18 protein-coding genes are annotated in these 20,163 nt (G+C 52.8%); 3 read left to right on the plus strand and 15 right to left on the minus strand.

The window, feature by feature from the left end; translation table 11 throughout:
* Nucleotides 1-123: 123 nt before the first annotated feature.
* The 9 genes from MKX76_RS10300 to ric form a co-directional block, all read right to left on the minus strand.
* A complete protein-coding gene (locus MKX76_RS10300) occupies nt 124-1,647 on the minus strand; it encodes a nitrate/nitrite transporter (RefSeq protein ID WP_034273399.1) in 1,524 nt (507 codons plus the stop codon).
* Nucleotides 1,648-1,819: 172 nt separating this feature from the next.
* Nucleotides 1,820-2,467 (minus strand): response regulator transcription factor, encoded by a 648-nt coding sequence (locus tag MKX76_RS10305; protein WP_007130324.1) that lies wholly within the window; start codon nt 2,465-2,467, stop codon nt 1,820-1,822.
* On the minus strand, nt 2,464-3,543 hold the full coding sequence (locus MKX76_RS10310; protein WP_007130325.1) for a sensor histidine kinase: 1,080 nt from the start codon (nt 3,541-3,543) through the stop codon (nt 2,464-2,466). Before MKX76_RS10310 ends, MKX76_RS10305 begins: the two co-directional genes overlap by 4 nt.
* Nucleotides 3,540-4,010, minus strand: coding sequence for a GAF domain-containing protein (locus MKX76_RS10315; RefSeq protein WP_007130326.1), 471 nt, complete (start codon nt 4,008-4,010; stop codon nt 3,540-3,542). Before MKX76_RS10315 ends, MKX76_RS10310 begins: the two co-directional genes overlap by 4 nt.
* A gap of 50 nt (nt 4,011-4,060) precedes the next feature.
* Complete coding sequence (gene narI, locus MKX76_RS10320) at nt 4,061-4,753, minus strand: respiratory nitrate reductase subunit gamma (RefSeq protein ID WP_007130327.1); 693 nt, start codon at nt 4,751-4,753, stop codon at nt 4,061-4,063.
* Entirely contained in the window at nt 4,750-5,319 is a 570-nt protein-coding gene (narJ, locus tag MKX76_RS10325) for a nitrate reductase molybdenum cofactor assembly chaperone (protein WP_040738713.1), read from the minus strand. The genes narI and narJ overlap by 4 nt, the downstream gene beginning before the upstream one ends.
* The gene (narH, locus tag MKX76_RS10330) at nt 5,312-6,847 is read right to left on the minus strand and encodes a nitrate reductase subunit beta (protein ID WP_007130329.1); all 1,536 of its coding nucleotides are present in this window, start codon (nt 6,845-6,847) and stop codon (nt 5,312-5,314) included. Before narH ends, narJ begins: the two co-directional genes overlap by 8 nt.
* Complete coding sequence (locus MKX76_RS10335) at nt 6,837-10,511, minus strand: nitrate reductase subunit alpha (RefSeq protein ID WP_341033689.1); 3,675 nt, start codon at nt 10,509-10,511, stop codon at nt 6,837-6,839. The genes narH and MKX76_RS10335 overlap by 11 nt, the downstream gene beginning before the upstream one ends.
* Nucleotides 10,512-10,782: 271 nt before the next feature.
* Nucleotides 10,783-11,481, minus strand: coding sequence for an iron-sulfur cluster repair di-iron protein (gene ric, locus MKX76_RS10340; RefSeq protein WP_028405539.1), 699 nt, complete (start codon nt 11,479-11,481; stop codon nt 10,783-10,785).
* 306 nt (nt 11,482-11,787) lie between these two features.
* Here ric and hmpA point away from each other — a divergent pair, with 306 nt between their 5' ends.
* Nucleotides 11,788-13,026 carry an NO-inducible flavohemoprotein gene (hmpA, locus tag MKX76_RS10345; RefSeq protein WP_341035037.1) on the plus strand — a complete coding sequence of 413 codons (1,239 nt, stop codon included), beginning with the start codon at nt 11,788-11,790 and terminating at the stop codon, nt 13,024-13,026.
* Here the strand turns inward: hmpA and MKX76_RS10350 are convergent.
* Nucleotides 12,990-13,511, minus strand: coding sequence for a Crp/Fnr family transcriptional regulator (locus MKX76_RS10350; RefSeq protein WP_007130333.1), 522 nt, complete (start codon nt 13,509-13,511; stop codon nt 12,990-12,992). The genes hmpA and MKX76_RS10350 overlap by 37 nt on opposite strands.
* A gap of 248 nt (nt 13,512-13,759) precedes the next feature.
* Entirely contained in the window at nt 13,760-14,614 is an 855-nt protein-coding gene (locus MKX76_RS10355; RefSeq protein WP_007130335.1) for a manganese catalase family protein, read from the minus strand.
* A 183-nt stretch (nt 14,615-14,797) separates the two neighbouring features.
* Here MKX76_RS10355 and MKX76_RS10360 point away from each other — a divergent pair, with 183 nt between their 5' ends.
* Entirely contained in the window at nt 14,798-15,304 is a 507-nt protein-coding gene (locus MKX76_RS10360) for a DUF3231 family protein (protein WP_007130336.1), read from the plus strand.
* Nucleotides 15,305-15,407: 103 nt separating this feature from the next.
* Here MKX76_RS10360 and MKX76_RS10365 read toward each other — a convergent pair whose 3' ends face one another.
* The 3 genes from MKX76_RS10365 to MKX76_RS10375 form a co-directional block, all read right to left on the minus strand.
* Entirely contained in the window at nt 15,408-15,758 is a 351-nt protein-coding gene (locus MKX76_RS10365) for a DUF2512 family protein (protein ID WP_007130337.1), read from the minus strand.
* Between the two features lie 201 nt (nt 15,759-15,959).
* Nucleotides 15,960-16,463, minus strand: a complete 504-nt coding sequence (locus tag MKX76_RS10370) for a DMT family transporter (protein ID WP_341035038.1) — start codon at nt 16,461-16,463, stop codon at nt 15,960-15,962.
* Entirely contained in the window at nt 16,438-16,935 is a 498-nt protein-coding gene (locus MKX76_RS10375; protein WP_341033693.1) for a DMT family transporter, read from the minus strand. Before MKX76_RS10375 ends, MKX76_RS10370 begins: the two co-directional genes overlap by 26 nt.
* A 120-nt stretch (nt 16,936-17,055) precedes the next feature.
* On the opposite strand from MKX76_RS10375, the gene pdxR reads away from it, so the two are divergent.
* A complete protein-coding gene (gene pdxR / locus MKX76_RS10380) occupies nt 17,056-18,474 on the plus strand; it encodes a MocR-like pyridoxine biosynthesis transcription factor PdxR (protein ID WP_341033695.1) in 1,419 nt (472 codons plus the stop codon).
* Nucleotides 18,475-18,490: 16 nt separating this feature from the next.
* Here pdxR and MKX76_RS10385 read toward each other — a convergent pair whose 3' ends face one another.
* The gene (locus MKX76_RS10385) at nt 18,491-20,137 is read right to left on the minus strand and encodes an alkaline phosphatase family protein (RefSeq protein ID WP_341033697.1); all 1,647 of its coding nucleotides are present in this window, start codon (nt 20,135-20,137) and stop codon (nt 18,491-18,493) included.
* Nucleotides 20,138-20,163: the final 26 nt, after the last annotated feature.

Consider the following 20,163-nt stretch of genomic DNA (forward strand, 5'->3'; position numbering starts at 1 on the left):
CTGCGCTTTCCAACTGATATTCGATCCTGACTCCAGGCAACAAATGTTTGAAGATACTTGCAGGTTTTCCCAAGGCTTTCGCTTCATCAAGGAATCACTGCCGCAGCGATGACGCTCCTGCCCCTACGTTGTCCGTGCCGTTGCTCGGCCCGCTGCCGCTTGTTCCGTAATGTCGCTGAATGTGCCTACATAATGAATAATATCTCCCGTTTCGTCCTTTACGGCATTGATCGTAAGCAGTTCAAGATACTCTTCCCCGTTCTTTCTGCGGTTCCAAATTTCACCCTGCCAGCTGCCCCGTTCTGCAATTTCCGTCCACATCTCGGTATAGAAGTCCTTAGATTGACGTCCGGATTTCAGGATGCTCGGATTTCTCCCGACCACCTCTTCCTCGGTATATCCCGTCAGCGCAGTGAATGCTGGATTGACCGCATGGATTTTTCCATTCGGATCCGTGACAAGAATGCCTTGGCCTGTCGAGTTAAACACCTTCGAGGAGACCGAAAGTTTGTCCTGAAAGTACATCCAGACGACGATGATAAAGCTGGCGAGGGCTACTTGAGATAAGGCCATGAATCCGATCGCATACTGACCCGTAACCGAATGGATGAACGACAGCATCAGCGGCGGAAAGAAACCGCCGAGACCGCCCATCATGGACACGATGCCGTTCACGATCCCGGCCTGCTTGTTGAAATACAGCGGAACCAGCTTGAAGATGATTCCGTTTCCCAGTCCCGCACCGACCGCAATCGTTAAACAACCGACGGTATATAAACCGATCGACGGAGAGAATGCCAAAAGGATCGCAGCGACCGTAAGTCCGATAAACACGCCCATCAGCAGGAACAGCGGTTTGAATTTGTCGGCAAGAAAGCCGCCGATCGGCCGCATCAATGTTGCAAGCAAAATGAATCCTGCAGTGCGGAGTCCCGCATCGACCTTGGCAAGCTCGAAATGCGTGACCAAGAAGTTCGGCAGGTAGACGGTAAATGCGACAAATGAACCGAAGGTAATAAAATAAAAGAGCGAGAAATACCACAGCTTGTCGTTCTTGTACACGCCCCGAATCTGTTCCATGATCGGTGTCCGAACCATGACTTCCTTGCGGTCTCCCAAGAACACGTTCAACCCCGCAAAGATTAGCAGCAGAACCAGATACAGTTGCACCGTTTTCGACCAGCCGATCTGCGTGGCAATCACCGGTGCGGCAAAAGTCGTTACGGCGGTGCCCAGGTTGCCCATGCCGTAAATGCCGTTCACCAGCCCAAGCTTTTCTTTGGCATAATATTTGGGAAGCGAGGTGACGCCGACGGAGAATACGGCGCCGCCGATGCCGAGGAACAGCCCTCCGATCACAAGATGGGTAAACGTGGAAGCCGAGCTGATAAGATATACCGGAAATAAAAGCGCGATAAAGCTGACGATGAATACAACTCTTGCCCCGACGATATTGGCATAATAGCCGAGCGGAATGCGCAGCACGGAGCCCAGCACCACCGGAATGGCCGTCAGGATGGCAACGCGGTCAGCAGGAACCGGAATATCCTCGCGGATAAACGGCAGCAGCGCGGATATGATCACCCATACCATAAAACCGAGCACCAGATTCATCGTTTGCAGCGGCAGCTGCATTTTTTTGATCATCCCCATCACCTTTTCTCTCGAAAAATGAATGGCTTTCGTATCATGGATCCCCAATTCCATTGTAAGTGCATGTATTCACAAAGATAATAGGGAAGTTCCCTGATCCTTGACAAGGAACTTCCCTATTCATAGGCAGATGGTTTCCCTTCGACGGCTAATGTCCGTAGCAGTATCAGAAATCCAGCAGCTTCTTCTTGAGCGCATATTCAACCAGCTGGGGCCGGCTCTTTAAATTGAGCTTCTCCATAATTTTCGCTTTGTGCGCCTCTACCGTCTTCACGGATACATACAGCATCTCCGCGATCTCTTTATTCCCGTAACCCTTGGCAATCAAAGGCAAAATCTCAAGCTCCCGCTGCGAAAGACTGCTAAGCGGATCCTGCTCGGGACTTTCGCTGTCCTTCTTGATAAATTCCCGCACCAGTGAAGTGGCCATCTGCGGATGAATGTACGTGCCTCCGGCGTAGACCATCCGTATGGCGGAGATCAGCTCATCATCCGGCGCGTTCTTGAGAACATATCCGGACGCGCCGTTCTTCAACACATGAAACAGATAATCCTCATCGTCGTACATGGTCAGAACGATAATCTTGGTGCCTGGATAATCGGCACTGATTTTGCCGGTTGCGATAAGTCCGCTCTCGCCAGGCGGCATGCTCAGGTCCATCAGCAGCACATCGGGCCTGTGTTTGGCTACCATCGCGTATGCTTCCAGCCCGTCCGCTGCCGTAGCTACAACCTCCATGTCCTCCTGATAGTTGATAATCATCGAGAACCCGCTGCGAACGACGGCATGGTCGTCGGCAATGACAATCTTCATGAACGGTCCCCCTCCTGCATTACATCTTGAGACAGTGGTACACTGAGCTGCACCGTTGTGCCTGCGCCTGCCGACGAAGTCAGCGTAAACTGCCCGCCAACCAGCTCCGCGCGCTCCCTCATGCCGTACAATCCGAGCCCGGTCCCTTGCGCCTCGTTAATAAACATATTAAAGCCGACGCCCTCATCCCGGACGGTCAGCTGAAGCCCCCCATTCTCCTCCCACAGCCGCACGTAAACCTCATCCAGCCCGGAATACTTTAGCGCATTAAGCACGGCCTCCTGGCATACCCGGTAAACGACGGTCTCGATTTCGTTGCTGTACCGGGCTGCCGCAAGCTCGGCGGAAAAATGCACAAGCAGGCCATAATTCTTCTCCATCCATTTAAAGTGCGATCTGAACGCAGCTTCGAGGCCCAGATCGTCCAGCGATGCGGGACGAAGCTCTACCGATAAATGCCGAATATCGTCCAGCAGCCGCGTCAAGGACTGCTCCGTCTGCTGGATTTTATTGAGCACATCATCGCTTACGTTCATGTATTTCAGCACGCGCAAATCCACCAGGGAGCTGAGGAGCTCCTGCGCGACGCTGTCATGCAGCTCACGGGAAATCCGCTTGCGTTCATCCTCCTGGGCTTTGATCACGTATTTCAGCATATGGTTACGCTGCAGCATTTCCTGCGTCTTCAGCTGTTTGGTAAGATCAAGCAGCATCAATACGCGGATGCCCTGTTCTTCGTCAATCGTATGATAGCTTGCCGCGAACGGCACGATGCCTTCGTCCCTTGTCCTTAGATATACTTGAAAGGAAGAAAACTCTCCCTTAGGATAATTCAAATAGCATCGGGAGCAGGACATCAGCTCCTGTTCATCCGTGTATCCCTCGCAGGTTTGACAGAACGAGTCGTCAATCCCCGACTGAATCCGCTCAATGACATCGACCTCCAGAATCCGCTCGGCAGCCGGATTCATGCCGACAACGCCGCCTTTTTGATCCATAAAGAAGATGGCTTCCGTACCGTTCCGGTACAGCTTATCCAGCATTTCGCTCAATCGATCCCCGGTCATGGTAATCAAGTCTGCGACACCTCCCTGATCCGAAAAGCTCCTAACGTCACCCCGAGCTGCTCCCGGAAATCGTTAAAAACCGCCGGATTCATCCGGTTCTCCTCCCGGAACCCGGCCAGCAAAACGCCCATTACCCGGGCCTCCACCCACAGCGGAAGGGCCCCTAGACTCTTGAGCTTCTCGGCGGCAATGATCGGAAAATTAAATAAGTCGCGTGCACCAATATCGGCGTTAACGTTTTGAATGAGCATCGATTTTCCGGTCTTGAACACAATTCCGGCGACGCCTTTGCCCGAATGGAGCACGATCCGTTTAAACCGCTCATTGTGATTACCTGAAGCATACTGCCACGTCAGCACAAACCGGTCTTCGGCAGGCTGGACGAGCGCTAGCGACACGAAATCGAATTGAAACCGATCCCGCAGCCTATCGATTTCCAGCTGATAATCATAGCCAGACTGTTCTATTACCGTCATAGCCCTAACTCCTCTGATGTAGAAAAGAAGGCCGCAAAGCCTTCTCTCGTCTACGATTCATATTTACGGTGCTTCCTATAAAGGATATATCTTCTTCCGACATAATTCAACGGAACGCTCCAGACATGGACAAGACGGGTGAACGGCCATAAAGCGAAAATACCGAGCCCGGCCAGAATGTGGATTTTGAAAGACAAAGGCACCTCTGTCATTAGTGACGCATCCGGACGAAGGACGAACAATTGGCGGAACCATACCGATATCGTCTCCCGGTAATTGAAATCCGGCTCCACTGCATTCGTAACGAGCGTACTATACATCCCCATAATAATGATGAACAGCAGCAGCACATTGACGATCAGATCCGATGCCGTGCTGAGCTTCCGAACGCTTCGCAGCGTAAACCTGCGCGATGTCAGCAGAACCATGCCTGCCAATGTCAGCATGCCGAAAGCGCCGCCGACATACACCGCTCCGATATGGTACAAATGCTCATTAACGCCGACCGCCTCCATCCATGACTGGGGGATGCCGAGTCCCGCGACATGTCCCCCGATGACCGGGATGATGCCCAGATGGAACATCAGGCTGCCTGCTTTCAGCCGCTTCTTCTCGATAAACTCGCTGGATTTGGCCGTCCAGTTAAACTGATCGGTCCGGTATCTGTAGATATGTCCGACAATAAAGACCACGATGCAGACATAAGGGACAATGACCCACAAGAGCTGATCCATCATGTTCATCCGAGCTCCGCCTCCTGAATCGTGCACATTTTGAGCGTGTCGCGAAGCGCACGTATTAATCCGGAGTACGGGCTGTCCAGCCGTTCCAGCTCCTTCAACAGATGATACGTTCCGTCCTCCAAGACCGCCAGCATAAGGGACAGGCTCTCCGTCGCTTCCTTCATGTGCCCTTCCCACCGGGCGGCATATAGAAATTCACACATTAGGGGCAGATAATCCGAGAGCTCGGAGCTGGCTATTTCCAGACCGAACAGCTCGTAGGTCTCCTTTAGCCTGACAAGCATTTGCCCCCGCTCCCTGCTGTCCTCCATCTTGAAATAGGTCATGTACAGGGTCGTCTTTTTTTGAAAGTCAAACGTCTGAACATACAATTCTTCAATCTGCTCCAAGCTGAACTCATGCATGCTGTCCCAATATCGCTTGATTGAAGCATAAGCCGGGTGGCCCGCATCCCAGGCCTCCTCCAAGAGCGAAGGGTGAAAGTCCAGTTTATCCGGATAGGTGAGATGCCGTGCAAAAAAACCGAATGACGGTTGCTGCATCTGGAGCTTATCAAGATCAATCACGCCATATCCCCCCGTAGAAGTTTTCTTCATACAACTCCTTGCCGCTCTTATCGAAAGGATTATCCGGCCCGCAGCCGCCGCAGCCCGACTCAAAGCCTTCAAATCCCTGTGAGCGGTACACGTCCAGATGCTGCTCCTTATGCGAGGTTGGGATGACAAACCGGTCTTCGTATTTTGCGATAGCCAGCAAGCGGTACATTTCCTTCACCTGCTGCGTGGTAAGCCCTACCCGCTCCAATCGGCTGTCATCGTATTCGGCTCCCGAGGATTCGGCCCGCATGTAGGAACGCATCATCGCCATTCGCTGCAGCGCTCCTTTGACTACGGCGGTATCTCCTGCCGTCAGCAGGTTCGCTAAATATTGGATCGGCGTGCGCATTTCCTCGATCGCCGGAAAGATCAGATCCGGATTCGCTACGGAATCCTTGCCCTCAAACACATTCATAATCGGACTAAGCGGCGGAACATACCATACCATCGGCAATGTCCGATATTCCGGGTGAAGCGGGAATGCCAGCTTGTATTCGATTGCGAGCTTATACACCGGGGATTGCTGCGCCGCCTCGATCCACTCTTCGGCGATCCCGTCCGCCCGCGCCTGCCGGATGACCTCAGGATCGTGCGGATCCAAGAACAAACTGCACTGAGCTTCATATAAATCCTGCTCGTCGGGAGTAGACGCGACTTCCTGAACTCGGTCTGCGTCATAGAGCAGCACGCCCAGATAACGAATCCGCCCGGTGCACGTTTCGGAGCATACCGTCGGCAGTCCAGCCTCGATTCTAGGAAAGCAGAAGGTGCATTTCTCCGCCTTGTTCGTTTTCCAGTTGAAGTAGACTTTTTTGTACGGACAGCCTGTCATGCAATATCTCCAGCCCCGGCATGCTTCCTGGTCCACCAGCACGATGCCGTCCTCATCGCGCTTGTACATCGCTCCGGACGGGCAGGAAGCGACGCAGCTTGGGTTCAGGCAGTGCTCGCACAGGCGGGGCAAATACACCATGAACGATTGCTCGAAGTTGAACTTGATTTCTTCTTCGATCTTCTCAATATTCGGATCCCGCGGCCCCGTTACATGGGCACCAGCCAAATCGTCCTCCCAGTTCGGTCCCCATTCCAAATCCATCGTCTCACCTGTCACGGCCGATTTCGGCCGGGCGACCGGCTGATGCTTCTTCTCCCCCGATGCGGTCAGATGCTCATAGTTATAAGTCCAAGGCTCATAATAGTCCTTCATTTCCGGCATATCGGGATTGTAGAAGATTTTGCCGAGCGCGATTTTGGACCATCTGCTGCCGGATTTGAGCTCCAGCTTGCCTTTGTTCAGCGTCCAGCCGCCTCTGTACTTCTCCTGATCCTCCCAGCGGACAGGATAGCCGACTCCCGGTTTCGTCTCTACATTGTTGAACCACATATATTCTGCGCCCGGTCTATTGGTCCAGGTGCTCTTGCAAGTCACGCTGCAGGTGTGGCAGCCGATGCATTTATCCAAATTCATGACCATGGCGACCTGTGCTTTAATTTTCAAGCCAATCCACCTCTTTCATTTTGCGGACAGCCACGTACACATCCCGCTGATTTCCGATCGGTCCGTAATAGTTGAAGCCATAGCTGAGCTGCGCGTAGCCTCCCACCATCTGGGTCGGCTTCACGTGAATCCGCGTGGGCGCATTATGACTGCCGCCGCGGTCCTTCGTAATCTCCGAGCCCGGCACATTGATGTGCTTATCCTGGGCGTGGTACATGTACATCGTGCCCTTCGGCATCCGGTGGCTGACAACCGCCCGTGCGGTAACGACCCCGTTACGGTTGTATACCTCGAGCCAATCGTTGTCCTGAATATCATGAGCATCCGCGTCATCATTGTTGATCCATACCGTCGGCCCGCCGCGGAAAAGCGTCAGCATATGCAGATTATCCTGATAGGTGCTGTGAATGTTCCACTTCCCGTGCGGTGTTAGATACCGGAGAACAAGTGCATCCTTCCCGCCGGCGACCTGCTTGTCGCGGGGACCCATCACCATCGGCGGAAGCGTCGGCTTGTAGACCGGCAGCGCTTCGCCGAACTGCAGAAACAGCTCATGGTCGATGTAATAGTGCTGTCTTCCTGTTAGCGTACGGAATGGAACCAAACGTTCGATATTCGTCGTAAACGGCGAGTATCTCCTGCCCATCTTGTTGGAACCGCTGAACACCGGGGTCGGTATGACTTCGCGCGGCTGAGCGGTTATGCTCTGGAAGGTGATTCGCTCTGCTGCCCGGTCTGCGGAAATATCCTTCAGCTTGATGCCGGTGTCTTCCTCCATCGCCTCCCAAGCTCGCTGGGAAACCCTCCCGTTCGTGGCTGATGATATATTCAGGATGACATCCGCTGCGTGCCGGGCCGTGTACAGTTTGGGCAGCCCATCCTTGATCGTTCCATCCTGGTACGTCCCGTTGATTCGTTTCAGCTCGTCGAATTCCTCAGCCACCGGGAAGCTCACGCCGTGGGCGCCGACCTTGCCGGCGGCCAAGTTCGGACCAAGCGTGATAAATTTATCGTAAATTTGCGTATAATCACGTTCGACCACCGTCAAATTCGGCATCGTTATTCCCGGTATCGCCTGGGCCTCACCGGCCTTCCAATCCTTAACCATACCGAATGGCTGCGAGATTTCCCCTTTGCTGTCATGGGCAAGCGGAGTAGCAACCAGATCCTTGTACACGCCCGGCAGATGGGTCTTGGCCATATCCGAGAAATCTTTGGCGATCGTTCGATAAATGTCCCAGTCCGAACGCGATTCCCAGAGCGGGTCTACCGCAGGATTAAACGGATGGACGAATGGATGCATATCCGTTGAGGATAAATCCGTCTTCTCATACCAGGTTGCTGCAGGGAGCACCACGTCCGCGTACATCGGCGTGGCTGTCATTCGGAAATCAAGCGCAACAAGCAGATCCAGCTTGCCCTCCACATCGCCATGCCACGCCACTTCCTCCGGCTTTTCTTCTTCATTCGGCTCCGACAGAAGATTGTCGGAGGCGCCCAGCAGGTGCTTCATGAAGTATTCCTGACCTTTTGCCGAGCTGGATATCAGATTTGAACGCCATACGAACAGCGAGCGGGGGAAGTTCTCCGGAGCATCGGGATCCTCAATCGCAAATCGCGTCTCACCTTTAACCAGCTGATCAAGCGCATGCCGAACGATCTCATCAGCTGTGCTCTTCCCTTCTCTCTCCGCCTCTTCCGCAAAAGCAAGGCTGCTCTTGTTAAACTGCGGATAGGAAGGCAGCCACCCGAGCCGTGCAGCCAATACGTTATAATCAGCAGGATGGCGGTACCGGATATCCCCGCCGGTCGGGGATTTCAGCGCATCCGCCCCCGACTCCTCATATTTCCACTGGTCGGTGGCGAAATAGAAGAAGGAGGTCGCATTCTGCTGGCGCGGAGGTCCTTGCCAGTCTTTGGCGAAGGCGACAGTCGACCAGCCCTCGATCGGCCGGCATTTCTCCTGGCCTACATAATGCGCCCAGCCCCCGCCATTCACTCCCTGGGATGCCGTAAGGATCACCAGATTCAAGATGGAGCGATATATCGTGTCGCTGTTGAACCAATGGTTGATCCCGGCCCCCATGATAATCATGGACCGGCCGCCGGTATCCAGCGCGTTCTGGGCGAATTCGCGGGCGATCTGAATGACGACCGAGGCTTTTACACCGGTGATCGCCTCCTGCCATGCCGGCGTATAATACGAGCTTGCATCCTCGTAATTTGCCGCCTCGAGCTCGCTCCCGACCCGCCGGATTCCATACTGGCTGAGCATCAAGTCATAGACAGTCGTCGCGAGACATGTTGTTCCATCGGCCAAACGCACCGTCCTTGCAGGAATCATCCGTTCGAATATCCCGCTGCCGCTGGAATCGAAATAGGGAAAACAAATGATATGCCAATCCGCATTATGACCTTCCATCGAAAGAGCCGGTTCGATTCGTGTCCCGTCTTCCCGCTCCAGCATTAAATTCCATTTCTCTCCCTGCTCCCAGCGCTGGCCAATCGTGCCGTTCGGGACGATGATTTCACCCGTTTCCGCGTCCAGAATAACCGGCTTCCACTCGGCATTCGGCGAGGCGTCTCCCAGATCGCTTGCCCGCAAGAAACGTCCGGCTTTCAAGCTGTCTCCATGCGCATCGAGCATGATCAAGAACGGCATGTCGGTATACTGCTTCGCATAATTCAGGAACATCGGCTCCGCGCGCTCCCGATAATATTCGTTTAAGATAACATGCGTCATTGCCTGGGCAAGAGCTGCGTCCGTTCCAGGATTCGGTGCGAGCCAGTTATCGGCGAATTTCACATTCTCCGCGTAATCCGGAGCCACGGACACGACCTTGGTTCCCTTGTAACGCACCTCGGTCATAAAGTGTGCATCCGGCGTCCGGGTCAACGGCACATTGGAGCCCCACATGATGAGGTAGCCGGCATTGTACCAATCGCTGGACTCCGGAACGTCGGTCTGCTCCCCCCAGATTTGCGGCGAGGCGGGCGGAAGATCCGCATACCAATCATAAAAGCTGAGCATTTCTCCGCCCAGCAAGGAAATAAACCGGGCTCCTGACGCATAACTGATCATCGACATCGCCGGAATCGGGGTAAATCCGGCAATCCGGTCGGGGCCGTATTTACGAATTGTATAGATCAGCTGTGCGGAGATGAGCTTTGTTGCATCCGGCCAAGTTACGCGCACATGCCCTCCTTTTCCTCGAGCCTGCTTGTAAGCCTTGGCTTGATCCGGGTCCTCCACAATGCTGGCCCAAGCCGCAACCGGATCCTCGTGCAACTCCAAAGCCTTGCTCCACATCCGCCAAAGCTTACCTCGGATATAAGGGTATTTAATTCGAAGCGGACTGTACTCATACCATGAGAATGAGGCTCCACGCGGACAGCCTCGCGGCTCAAATTCCGGCATATCCGGACCGCATGACGGATAATCGATCTGCTGGTTCTCCCAGGTAATGATTCCGTTCTTCACGAACACCTTCCAGCTGCAGGAGCCGGTACAGTTTACGCCGTGGGTCGTCCGAACGACCTTATCGTGCGACCAGCGCTTGCGGTACATATCCTCCCATTCCCGGCTTTTCTCTTCCAGGACGGACCAATTGTCCGAGTAGCTCTCCACTCTTTTGAAGAATGTCAGTCCCGATTTGCGTTTCATAGGACGCGTCAACTCCTTCTGCTTGAATGACCATGGTTGGGGAATCCATGTATCGTCCATTCGTATGCATTCATTATGCAGGTATCGCTGGAGGCATCCTACTAGGGAAACTCCTATATTCGCAGGGGAAATCCCTCGTCATGCTGGCGGCAGCCTTTTTTTCATGCACGCACTGGGGTCCCCATCTTGGGAAGATGCAGATGCAAAAAGAACCCCTGCCCGGCGGGCAAAGGCTCTTGAATGGGTATCTATAATAACAGGATGGGCATTGCTATAGGAGCGTGCGAATCTCTTGGAACAGAACGTTGTTCTCCAAATGGATATGCTCATACGTGTCTTTCTCAAGACCCGCAAGGCGTTGATAGACAAGTCTGTATGTGCCGCATGCATCATCCGGCAGCTCCCAATCATTGGTGACCTCTCGAAGCTCCTGCAATATGCCGCCTGCACTGGAGTGCTCCTCCTCAAGCCCGGTTATCAGGGGCAGCAATTGCTGTCCAGCATCCGTCTTGGATTCGGTGATGACCCGGACCATAAGCGGGAAGACATTCTGATCTTCATCCTGCGTATGCTCCAGCAGTTCCTTCTTGAGCTGCGTGAACAGCTCTTGAACCCGCAAAAGCTCAGGATGCCGTTCTCCGTGGACACGGGCAAGCTTAGTAACATATGGGGTTAGAGCCGGCAATTCATCACGCAAGAATGCATGATGCTTATGCTGAATGTGCTCGATGAGCTCAAGAGCGCCCAGGGAGGCCGGACGGCTCTCCTGGTATTTCTCAAATTTGTCCTGCAGCAGCTTGACCTGATTCAGGACAGCTTCGGGATCCAGCTGCCGCTGTGCGGCCGCATTCTCCAAGGGAATCTGGCCGCCGCAGCAAAAATCGATGCGAAGCGAACGGAATAAATCAGCCGTCTGAGGCACGGAGGAAACGATATCCGAGACATGGGTATGAAGCGTAATGGTGCTCATCGAAAAAACCTCCTGTCATTTGTGGCCATAGCTTAGCTGCTGGCCGTTTCTCACGCCTCAAGTATAGACAGCCCTTTAATCCGCCTCAGTGATTGCAGTCATACGGATTGGGGACAAATTGTGAACGGCAGGCCCCGAAGCAGAAGCACCCATTCAAACCCTGTATGGAGCCCTAAAGGAAACGGCAAACCTTCTTTAAAATGTACCTGTAAATGTTCCTGTTCAAATTTTAAAGTCACAAATTGTTGCGATTTTATGTGATTCAAATCACAATACCATGCGAAACGGGTTATCTATAATGATATCATCCACTTTAAGAAAGCGAGGCGCAGCTTTATGCTAAGCGAAAAAACGATCGCAACCATCAAATCAACGGTTCCTGTCCTGGAACAACATGGCGTTACCATCACTTCTACCTTCTATCGGAATATGTTCAAAGCGCATCCGGAGCTGTTGAATATTTTCAACCATGCCAACCAGCAGCGAGGCCGCCAGCAAACCGCCCTTGCAAACACGGTGTATGCAGCGGCGCTGCACATCGACCGTTTGGAGGCTATCCTGCCTGCCGTTAAGCAAATCGCGCATAAACACCGGAGTCTTGGCGTCAAACCGGAGCATTATCCTATTGTCGGGGAGCATCTGCTAGGAGCAATTAAAGAGGTGCTTGGAGATGCAGCAACCGAAGAAATTTTGCAGGCGTGGGAGGAAGCATACGGCGTCATTGCGGATGCATTCATTTCTGTTGAAGATGAGATGTATAAGCAATCGGAGACGCAGGTCGGGGGGTGGAGCGGCTTCAAACCGTTCCGGGTCGAGCGAAAAGTACGGGAGAGCGAAGTTATTACGTCCTTCTATCTCGTTCCGGCGGACGGAGGCCCGCTGGCCGCTTTTGAGCCTGGACAATATGTCAGCATCAGGCTGCAAATACCCGGCGAAACTTATACCTTGAACCGCCAGTACAGTTTGTCTGATGCGCCTGGCAAGCCATACTACCGGATTTCAGTAAAACGGGAGGCCGAAGGCATTGATACTCCGGAAGGGAAAGTATCGAATTACCTCCATCAGTCCGTTGAAGAGAACGGGATCGTGGAGCTTTCGGCTCCTGCCGGCGATTTCACATTGAACCTGGAGGATTCGTCTCCGCTCGTCCTCATCAGCGGCGGTGTTGGGCTCACTCCGATGATCAGCATGCTGAACACCGCTGTTGAAGCACAACCGGGGCGTAAGGTGATGTTTATCCACGCAGCACGAAATGCCAATGTCCATGCAATGAAGCAGCATGTCGAGGAGCTCGCGGAAATGAATCCGAATATTTCTTACCGGTGGTGCTACAGCAACCCGGGCGCAGAGGATGGCGGATACCATAAGAGCGGATTGATCGACCTGGCATGGTTAAAAGATACCGTACCCGGGCCATCGGCAGTCTATTATTTCTGCGGTCCGATCCCGTTCATGAAGACGATCAACGACGCGCTTCTGGCAATGGATATTCCTTCTGACCGGATCCATTACGAGTTCTTTGGTCCTGCTGCAAGCCTTTCCTGACGGAGCAGCCGGTTGACCGTTTCCCGTCGCAGCCCGATCAGCTGGCCGATCTCCACTTGGGTCAGGACATCCGTAAGGCGCGCTGGTGAGATATACTGCTCGAACCACCGCTGAAGCTTGTGTAATCGCTCAATGGGCTCGATTTCGCTTAATTGATCAATCCGCTCCTGCATCATTCGCAGCTTATCCTGCAGCTGAAGCGCTATGGAACGATATCGAACCGGGTCCTGCTCCAAGGAACCATACCATTCATCCGGACGGTAAACTTGAATCTCGCTTGTCACTAATGCAACCGCCGTTCCGAAATAGGGCTTGGGCGTGATTAATGAATGATGCGGAATCGTTTCCCCGGGGACAATCAAATTGACTAGCAAAGCATTTCCGTCTTGGTGTACACGCTCGATTTTGAGCATGCCGCTCTTCACATGAAACAGCGGGCCTGATTCGCCTTGCCGAAATAAGGTTTCTCCTTTATGTAGGATCATAAACAGGTACCTCCTCAATCATGAAACTGTCTCTAATCATAGCGTAAGAGTCATGATATGATCAAGAAAACCCTGTTTATAGGCGATGATGATGTAATGGCAACCGCCCGGTTTCTCAGTTCGTTCTGAGGAACCGGGCTTTGCCGTTAATAGAAATTCCATGATCCCCCTGCTGCTTGGTACTGTGGTACATTCCCGCAACAAAACCGCCTTGAACCAAAAGGCGGTTTTGTTTGCGAAACGCGAAGTTAGGCATTCAGATCGCGTGTTCCGGGGCTATGCTCGTTAGGGAGCTCAGGCAAGTTCGGCACCGGGAAGCCTTCCGGCGGCGGAATGACTTGGAGACTGCCGCCGTTTCGGCTAGGCGTCTGGCCGCTGAAAATTTCACCGATTCGCGTGTTATCCAGCCGAAAATTGAATTGGGCATTATGGAAGCCCATATCCACATATTTTTTACACTCCGGATACTTATTGATATCGTAATTCGGTACAGGGAACAGCTTGCCCCACTCGACGCCAAGCGTTTCCAGCGCCTTGGCAAACGCGTTCTGATGGGCGTTGTCGCGAACGATCAGGAAGGCCAGCGTTTCCCGGAACGTTTTGTTCGTGCTCATCTCATAAATTCTCGATTTCTGCAATACTCCCGTTGATTCCAGCACGAGATTATCGAGCAGATTCGCCACCAGATTGCCATGGTCGTACACATAATTGCCCATCCATGGATTGCCTGCCGCATCGACCGGCAGCGAGCTTTGAGCTCCCATAATAAAGTGATGCGGGTTCGCGTGCTTGACCGCCTCATCCAGCGGAGCTTCATCGATTCCGGCATTGCCCGCGCCATCAGCGCCGGCTCCCGTCAACAGCTGGTTGATCGTATGCTGGACGAGCTCGACGTGGCTGATTTCCTCCAAAAACACGCCTCGTATCAAATCCCGAAACTGGGTGTCCAGTCCCCGGAAGTTATTGCTCTGGAAAAAGAACTGCATCATCGTGCGCATCTCGCCGAACCGTCCGCCAAGCGTTTCCTGCAGCACCTTTGCGGCAGCGGGATCGGGTTGATCCGGCACGATCAAATTGATCAGGTCTTCTTTGTAGAAATACATGGCGATGCCTCCGCTTTCCTGGATTGTATTGATGCCTTCAGTTTCATTCCCAGGGACAAGTTTCATGCACGCTGGGGATTATGTAATAATTACCTGCTGTGCACGCCCAAGAAGTTGCAGCATGAAATACATGGTTCCTGTACATAATGACGATGTTCAATAAATATAAAGGAGCGAATCATATTGGGTATTTTAAGCGGCAATCCGAAAGATGAGCCTATGCATTACGGCGAAATCTTCAGCGTATGGGAAACGTCCATGATGGCCAAGGGCACCATCTCTTGCTATGAGGCGTATATGTATCATGCAGGAGACAAGGAGCTGAAGAAGATCCTTGAGGACCTGCTCGACCAAGCGAGACTTGAAATGAAGGAATGCGACGAATTGCTGACCGACAACGGCATTACGCCGGCCCCGGCGCTGGCTGAACGGCCTCCTGCCAAGCTCGAGGAAATCCCGATGGGCGCCCGGTTCACCGATCCGGAAATCGCCGCCAAAATCGCTGCCGAGAATGCGCTAGGACTCGCTTCTTGCAGCAAAGTGATGGGAATGAGCATCCGGGAAGATATCGGCGCTTTGTTTGCGAAATACCATACAACCAAAGCGGCCCTCGGCCTTCGGATTCTTCGCATGAACAAGGAGAAGGGCTGGCTTATTCCTCCGCCGCTCCAAGCGAAGAGGCCTGAGTAGCAGCAGCCGCACGAATAGCAAAGAGACTCAGCAGGATCAAAGCCAGGCTGAGTCTCTTCCTTTTGATCGATGGACGGTCGTTTAATGCGGCTTCCAACACGGCTTAAGCGCGCTGTCTTCGAACCGGGGTATGATCCCGCAGGAGCCACATATGGAACAAATACTCAAAGCCTCCTGCCAAAACCGTAAGCAGCAGTATCTCCGGGAAGCTTAGCGTCCAATTGGCGGCATCGGCAATGATCCACAGCATGACGAATACCAAGCCTGCATCCGCGATGGTCGCTACCATGTTATTCGTCCTTGGCAGAATTAGAAGATCCCCGAGCAGATAAGCAACAATGCCTATGCCCAGCGCGGTGATCAGGGCCGCAATCAGCGTGGCGTTTGAAAGAGCGAGCAGCAAGCCCGTGATCATGACGCCGTGAACCAGCAGCTTAACCAACAGCTTTTCCATAATTATCACTCCTTCTGAAGTTAGGTTATCCAATTGTTACATTTATAACCCGTTTCAGCACAATCAAACAGCAAGAATGATCTCTAATGGAACCGTGTGCGTGCCCTGTCGTTTTATTTTCATCGTTGAAATCGGGGATACAGGGAAAATGCAAGCTATCGATTAAATAACCCTCTCTCCCCGCTCCGTTGTTTGCTACTGTTAAGTTCTTTTAGCCGTATTTAGATTCAGTCCGGATTTGCCAATGTTACGTTCAACTCCTATTCGTTTCTGGTTCACGCCGATCAGCACCATGCCACCCGCCACCAGCAGCCCTCCGGCCCATTGCTCCACTCCTGCCCGCTGGCCCAGCAAGACCACGGACAGCACCAGGGCGGTAAACGGCATCATTCCAGAAAATGCCGCCGCCGTGGAAGCATCGCATCGGCGGATTCCCGCATACCAAAACACAAAGGCAAGTGCCGTCACAAAGGGACCGTACCAGATCAGCGCTAGCCACTCCTCCCATGCGATCCCTGCAAGGGACCGAAGCGGGTGTTCAAACCCCGCCGGTATAAGACAAAGAAGGAACGCTATCGCAGATACCAGCGTCGTTTGCACAACCGGATCCACCGGTTGTTGAGATCGTCCGTCATTTTTTGTCGAGCTCATACGCGACAGGATATTGAATACCGATTCACTAGAAGCCGCGCAGAGCACCAGCACATTTCCGATCAAGTGCTGTACGGTAAAGGAATAATCTTGCGAGAAACAGCCCCTGAATCAGAATAATTCCGCTGACCGTGCTAGCGATTCCGAGCAGACTGAAGCGGTTTACCCGCTCCTTCAGAACAAGACTTGCCAGCACTACGGTAATAGCCGGCGTTGCCCCAGTAATGATCCCCGCTTCCGCAGCGCTAGTATGGGAGAGGCCAAAGAGCATGAACATGCGGAACAAAAACATGCCAAAGACAGCTTGAAGCAGCAGTTGACGCCAGTTTGTGCCGGCTCGGCTCCTGAGCGTACGAACCAGCGCCTGCAATCGCATCGGTACTAGAATCATAAGCGCGAGCAGAAGACTGATCGCCGTAATCGTGAACGCGGCCAGCTTGCCGTTCAACAGCCAGGCCGTAATAACCGAAGTACCTGCCAGCATAAACGCCCCGAACAGATACAACATCCCTTTCCATCTTTCCACCCGAGTTCACATCCTCACAAAAAACAATAGTCGCTTGATATCCTCAACATGGTACAATCTTATCGGAGTTGGTTGAAGAACCAGTTCAGCTTGAATTCATACAAACCAGTTGGAGGAATTATGTGGGGATTCGAATTGCGGCGAGAAATCGAGGTTCCGCTTAAGCGTCAAATTTATCTGGCAATCAAGGAACAAATTGTTGCCGGAAAGCTTCGTGCAGGGGAAGCCCTTCCTTCCACCCGTCAGTTGGCGGAGGAACTGAAGATCTCCCGAAATACGGTGAATGAGGCTTTTGATATGCTGTTGGCTGAGGGATTCGTTGTAAGCCGCCAGGGAGCTCCAACAAGGATCACGGAAGGCGTAGCTGTCCATACGGAGAAAAAAGAGGTTGCTCGGCAGCGCGAGGAACAGCCTCTTCCCCTCCTCGCCGATTTCCGTACTGGCCAACCGGAGCTCCGGCGGTTCCCTAATTATTTGTGGCAGCAAATCTCGATCAAGGCTTTCCGCGAGATGTCTAACGATATGCTCGGGTATACGGGCCCCCAGGGACTGCCAAGCTTGCGTTTTGAAATATCCTCCTGGCTGTACCGGAGTAAAGGACTTGTGGTCGATCCGCTGGATATTTTCATAACGGCAGGCGCGACCCACGCCTTGAGTGTCATTGCCCACCTGTTGTACAGGCAGGATCAGGCGATTATCGTTGAAGATCCGACGAACATCGAAATGCTCCAGTCGTTCATCAATAAAGGCTATCAAGTGAAACGCGTTCCGGTGGATGAGTTTGGCTTATTAACAGACAAGCTCCCAAGAATTAGCGGCCCTGTCTATGTAACCCCCTCGCATCAATTCCCGCTTGGCGGAATATTGCCTGCCGATCGTCGTGCGGCTTTGATTCGATTTGCGAGGGAAAATGACAGCTATATCGTTGAGGATGATTACGACAGTGAATTTAGGTATGACGGAGACCCGGTTTCCCCCCTCTATGCCGTGGATCCGGATCGCGTGATCTATATCGGAACGTTCAGTAAAGTACTGTTCCCGGCCCTTCGGATCGGCTATGTCATTCTTCCGCATTGCCTTCAGGAGCGATGGCGTTATTTGCGCACGCATACGGATGTGCAGAACCCTCCCTTCGAGCAAGCGGCATTAGCAGAATTTTTACGGTCACGGAAATTTGACAGGCATATCCGAAGCATGCGCAAGCTGTATCGTGAACGTAGACAAGCGCTCCTGACAGCATTAAAGGCATCATTCGGTGACCGTTGGCGGCTATGGGGCGATGCAGCCGGACTGCATCTTGCGGTCGAATTCGAGGATATGCAGTTCGATCCGTCCTTTAAAGACATGTGCAGGAGCAACCGGATCCGGATAACACCTGTTGAATATCACGCGATTGCCAAAGGACTTCACGCCAATAAGCTGTTATTCGGCTATGGTCACCTGGAACCTCAACAGATCGAAGATGGGCTTGCGGTGCTGAAAGAATTTCTGATTGCCCGGGGATATATGTCATCCGCTCGGCTTGCCCCCCTTAAATAACCATGAAAAAACCGCGCTATCGCGCGGTTTCTCCGTCGATCTTCCTTTGCTTCTCGCCTTGTGATGGCTCCACCAGCAAATCCAGCAGGAACGCCTTTAGATCAATCATACGCAAGTACCGGGGTTCACGGTCTGTTCCGCAAATAATGAGCGGCACAAGCGATTCCTTCTTCCTTATAGATCCGTGCCCGCCCCCTCCCTCATGCGTCGGAGAGCTTTGGTCTTTGAGCTCGTATCCGGGTTTCGAGGTAATGACCATATAGCTCCCGGCGTGGGAATGAAGAGCGCTCGCCAGTCTTTGCAGAACATCAGGGTATTCTCCATAGCTTATGGATTGTCCTCCATCCCGATCATTCTTGCCTGTTTTCAGATCCAAAGCGTCCATGTCCCCTTCGATCGCCCACTTCTGCCCATAGGTGTCCGAGAACGGACCATCCGCATGATATTTCAGTTTCTTGCCTGAAGAACTGCGGGTAACATGAATCCATCCGTCATCTTTCCATGCGGCCATGTCGATACGATTGTCCTTAAGAAGCTTGCCTGCAATTTCTTGCAGCGAGTACTTCCCATTCGCGTTATATACGTAAGCCATCGTTTCATTCACGGCGAGGATCACATCGGTTTCATCCGTCGGCCGCTCGCCCGGACGCAGGATCCGGTACCCGTTCAGTATGGCCGGAAGGTCGATTTCCGAATGCTGATCAGCCGGCAGCAGCTGCGTCATGCCGCTGTCGCCCGCAATGATGATCACGGCTTCATCCAGCGCTTGTTCGGGCGATCCGAAGGCTTGCAGCATGGAATGAAGCTGAGCGTCAAGCTTCTTGACGCCTTCCAAATCCGAAGGCCCCTTCTTATGAAGCTTCTGATCCAGATCCGGCAAATACACGTATAAAAAGTCCGGCAGCTTCTTCTCCTTGATTAAGTATTCCAAGGCTTCCAGCGCAAATTTGTTATCCATTCCCAATCGGTTGGCAATGCTGTCAGGCATATTCTTTTTGCCGTTCAGCGGATTGGAGAGGGCACCCAAGGTCAACAGATCGGGGCCTTTGACCTTGATGTTGCGATGAAGTGAGGTCGGTACCTCGATCCACGTTGGAATTGAGAGGGTATGCGCCGATTTTCCCCGATACACCAAACCGTTGATCGAGCCGGAAGTCAACCCGAGTCTGGCCGCTTCTTCATAAATCGTAGGAATCTTCGGATTGAGGTGCCGGCCGTTCAGGTTGATTAGGGCATCCTCAAGCACATGATTCACGCCCTGCCTCAGAATCTCCATCGGACCGGTTCCGTAGTTGATTAACCGTTTCTCCTCGGCCGAATACCAAAGAAGCCCGGGTACTCGATGTTCATGAGGATAGGTTCCGGTCAGCATCGAGCTGTCAATCGTCACCGACATCGTCGGAAACGAACTGACCATATCCCTATGATACTGTCCATTCTCGATAAGATACTGAAAGGTTGGAAGCTGCTTTTGACGGATCCCTTCATCGATGGATTGGGCCATCAAAGTGTCTATCATAAGAAAGATCACTTTCTTCTTATCGGCCCCCTGCTTGGACTTCACATGCAGCAAATCATGCTCTTTCGTCTCTTTATTCCCACAGCCTACCGCAGCCGCCAGGATGAGAACCACAGCAAACCATTTCATTCCCATTTTTCGCATATCGTCACCCGCCTTACCTACATTTT

The organism is Paenibacillus sp. FSL R5-0810 (genome assembly GCF_038002285.1).
GTDB classification, from domain to species: domain Bacteria; phylum Bacillota; class Bacilli; order Paenibacillales; family Paenibacillaceae; genus Paenibacillus_AQ; species Paenibacillus_AQ lactis.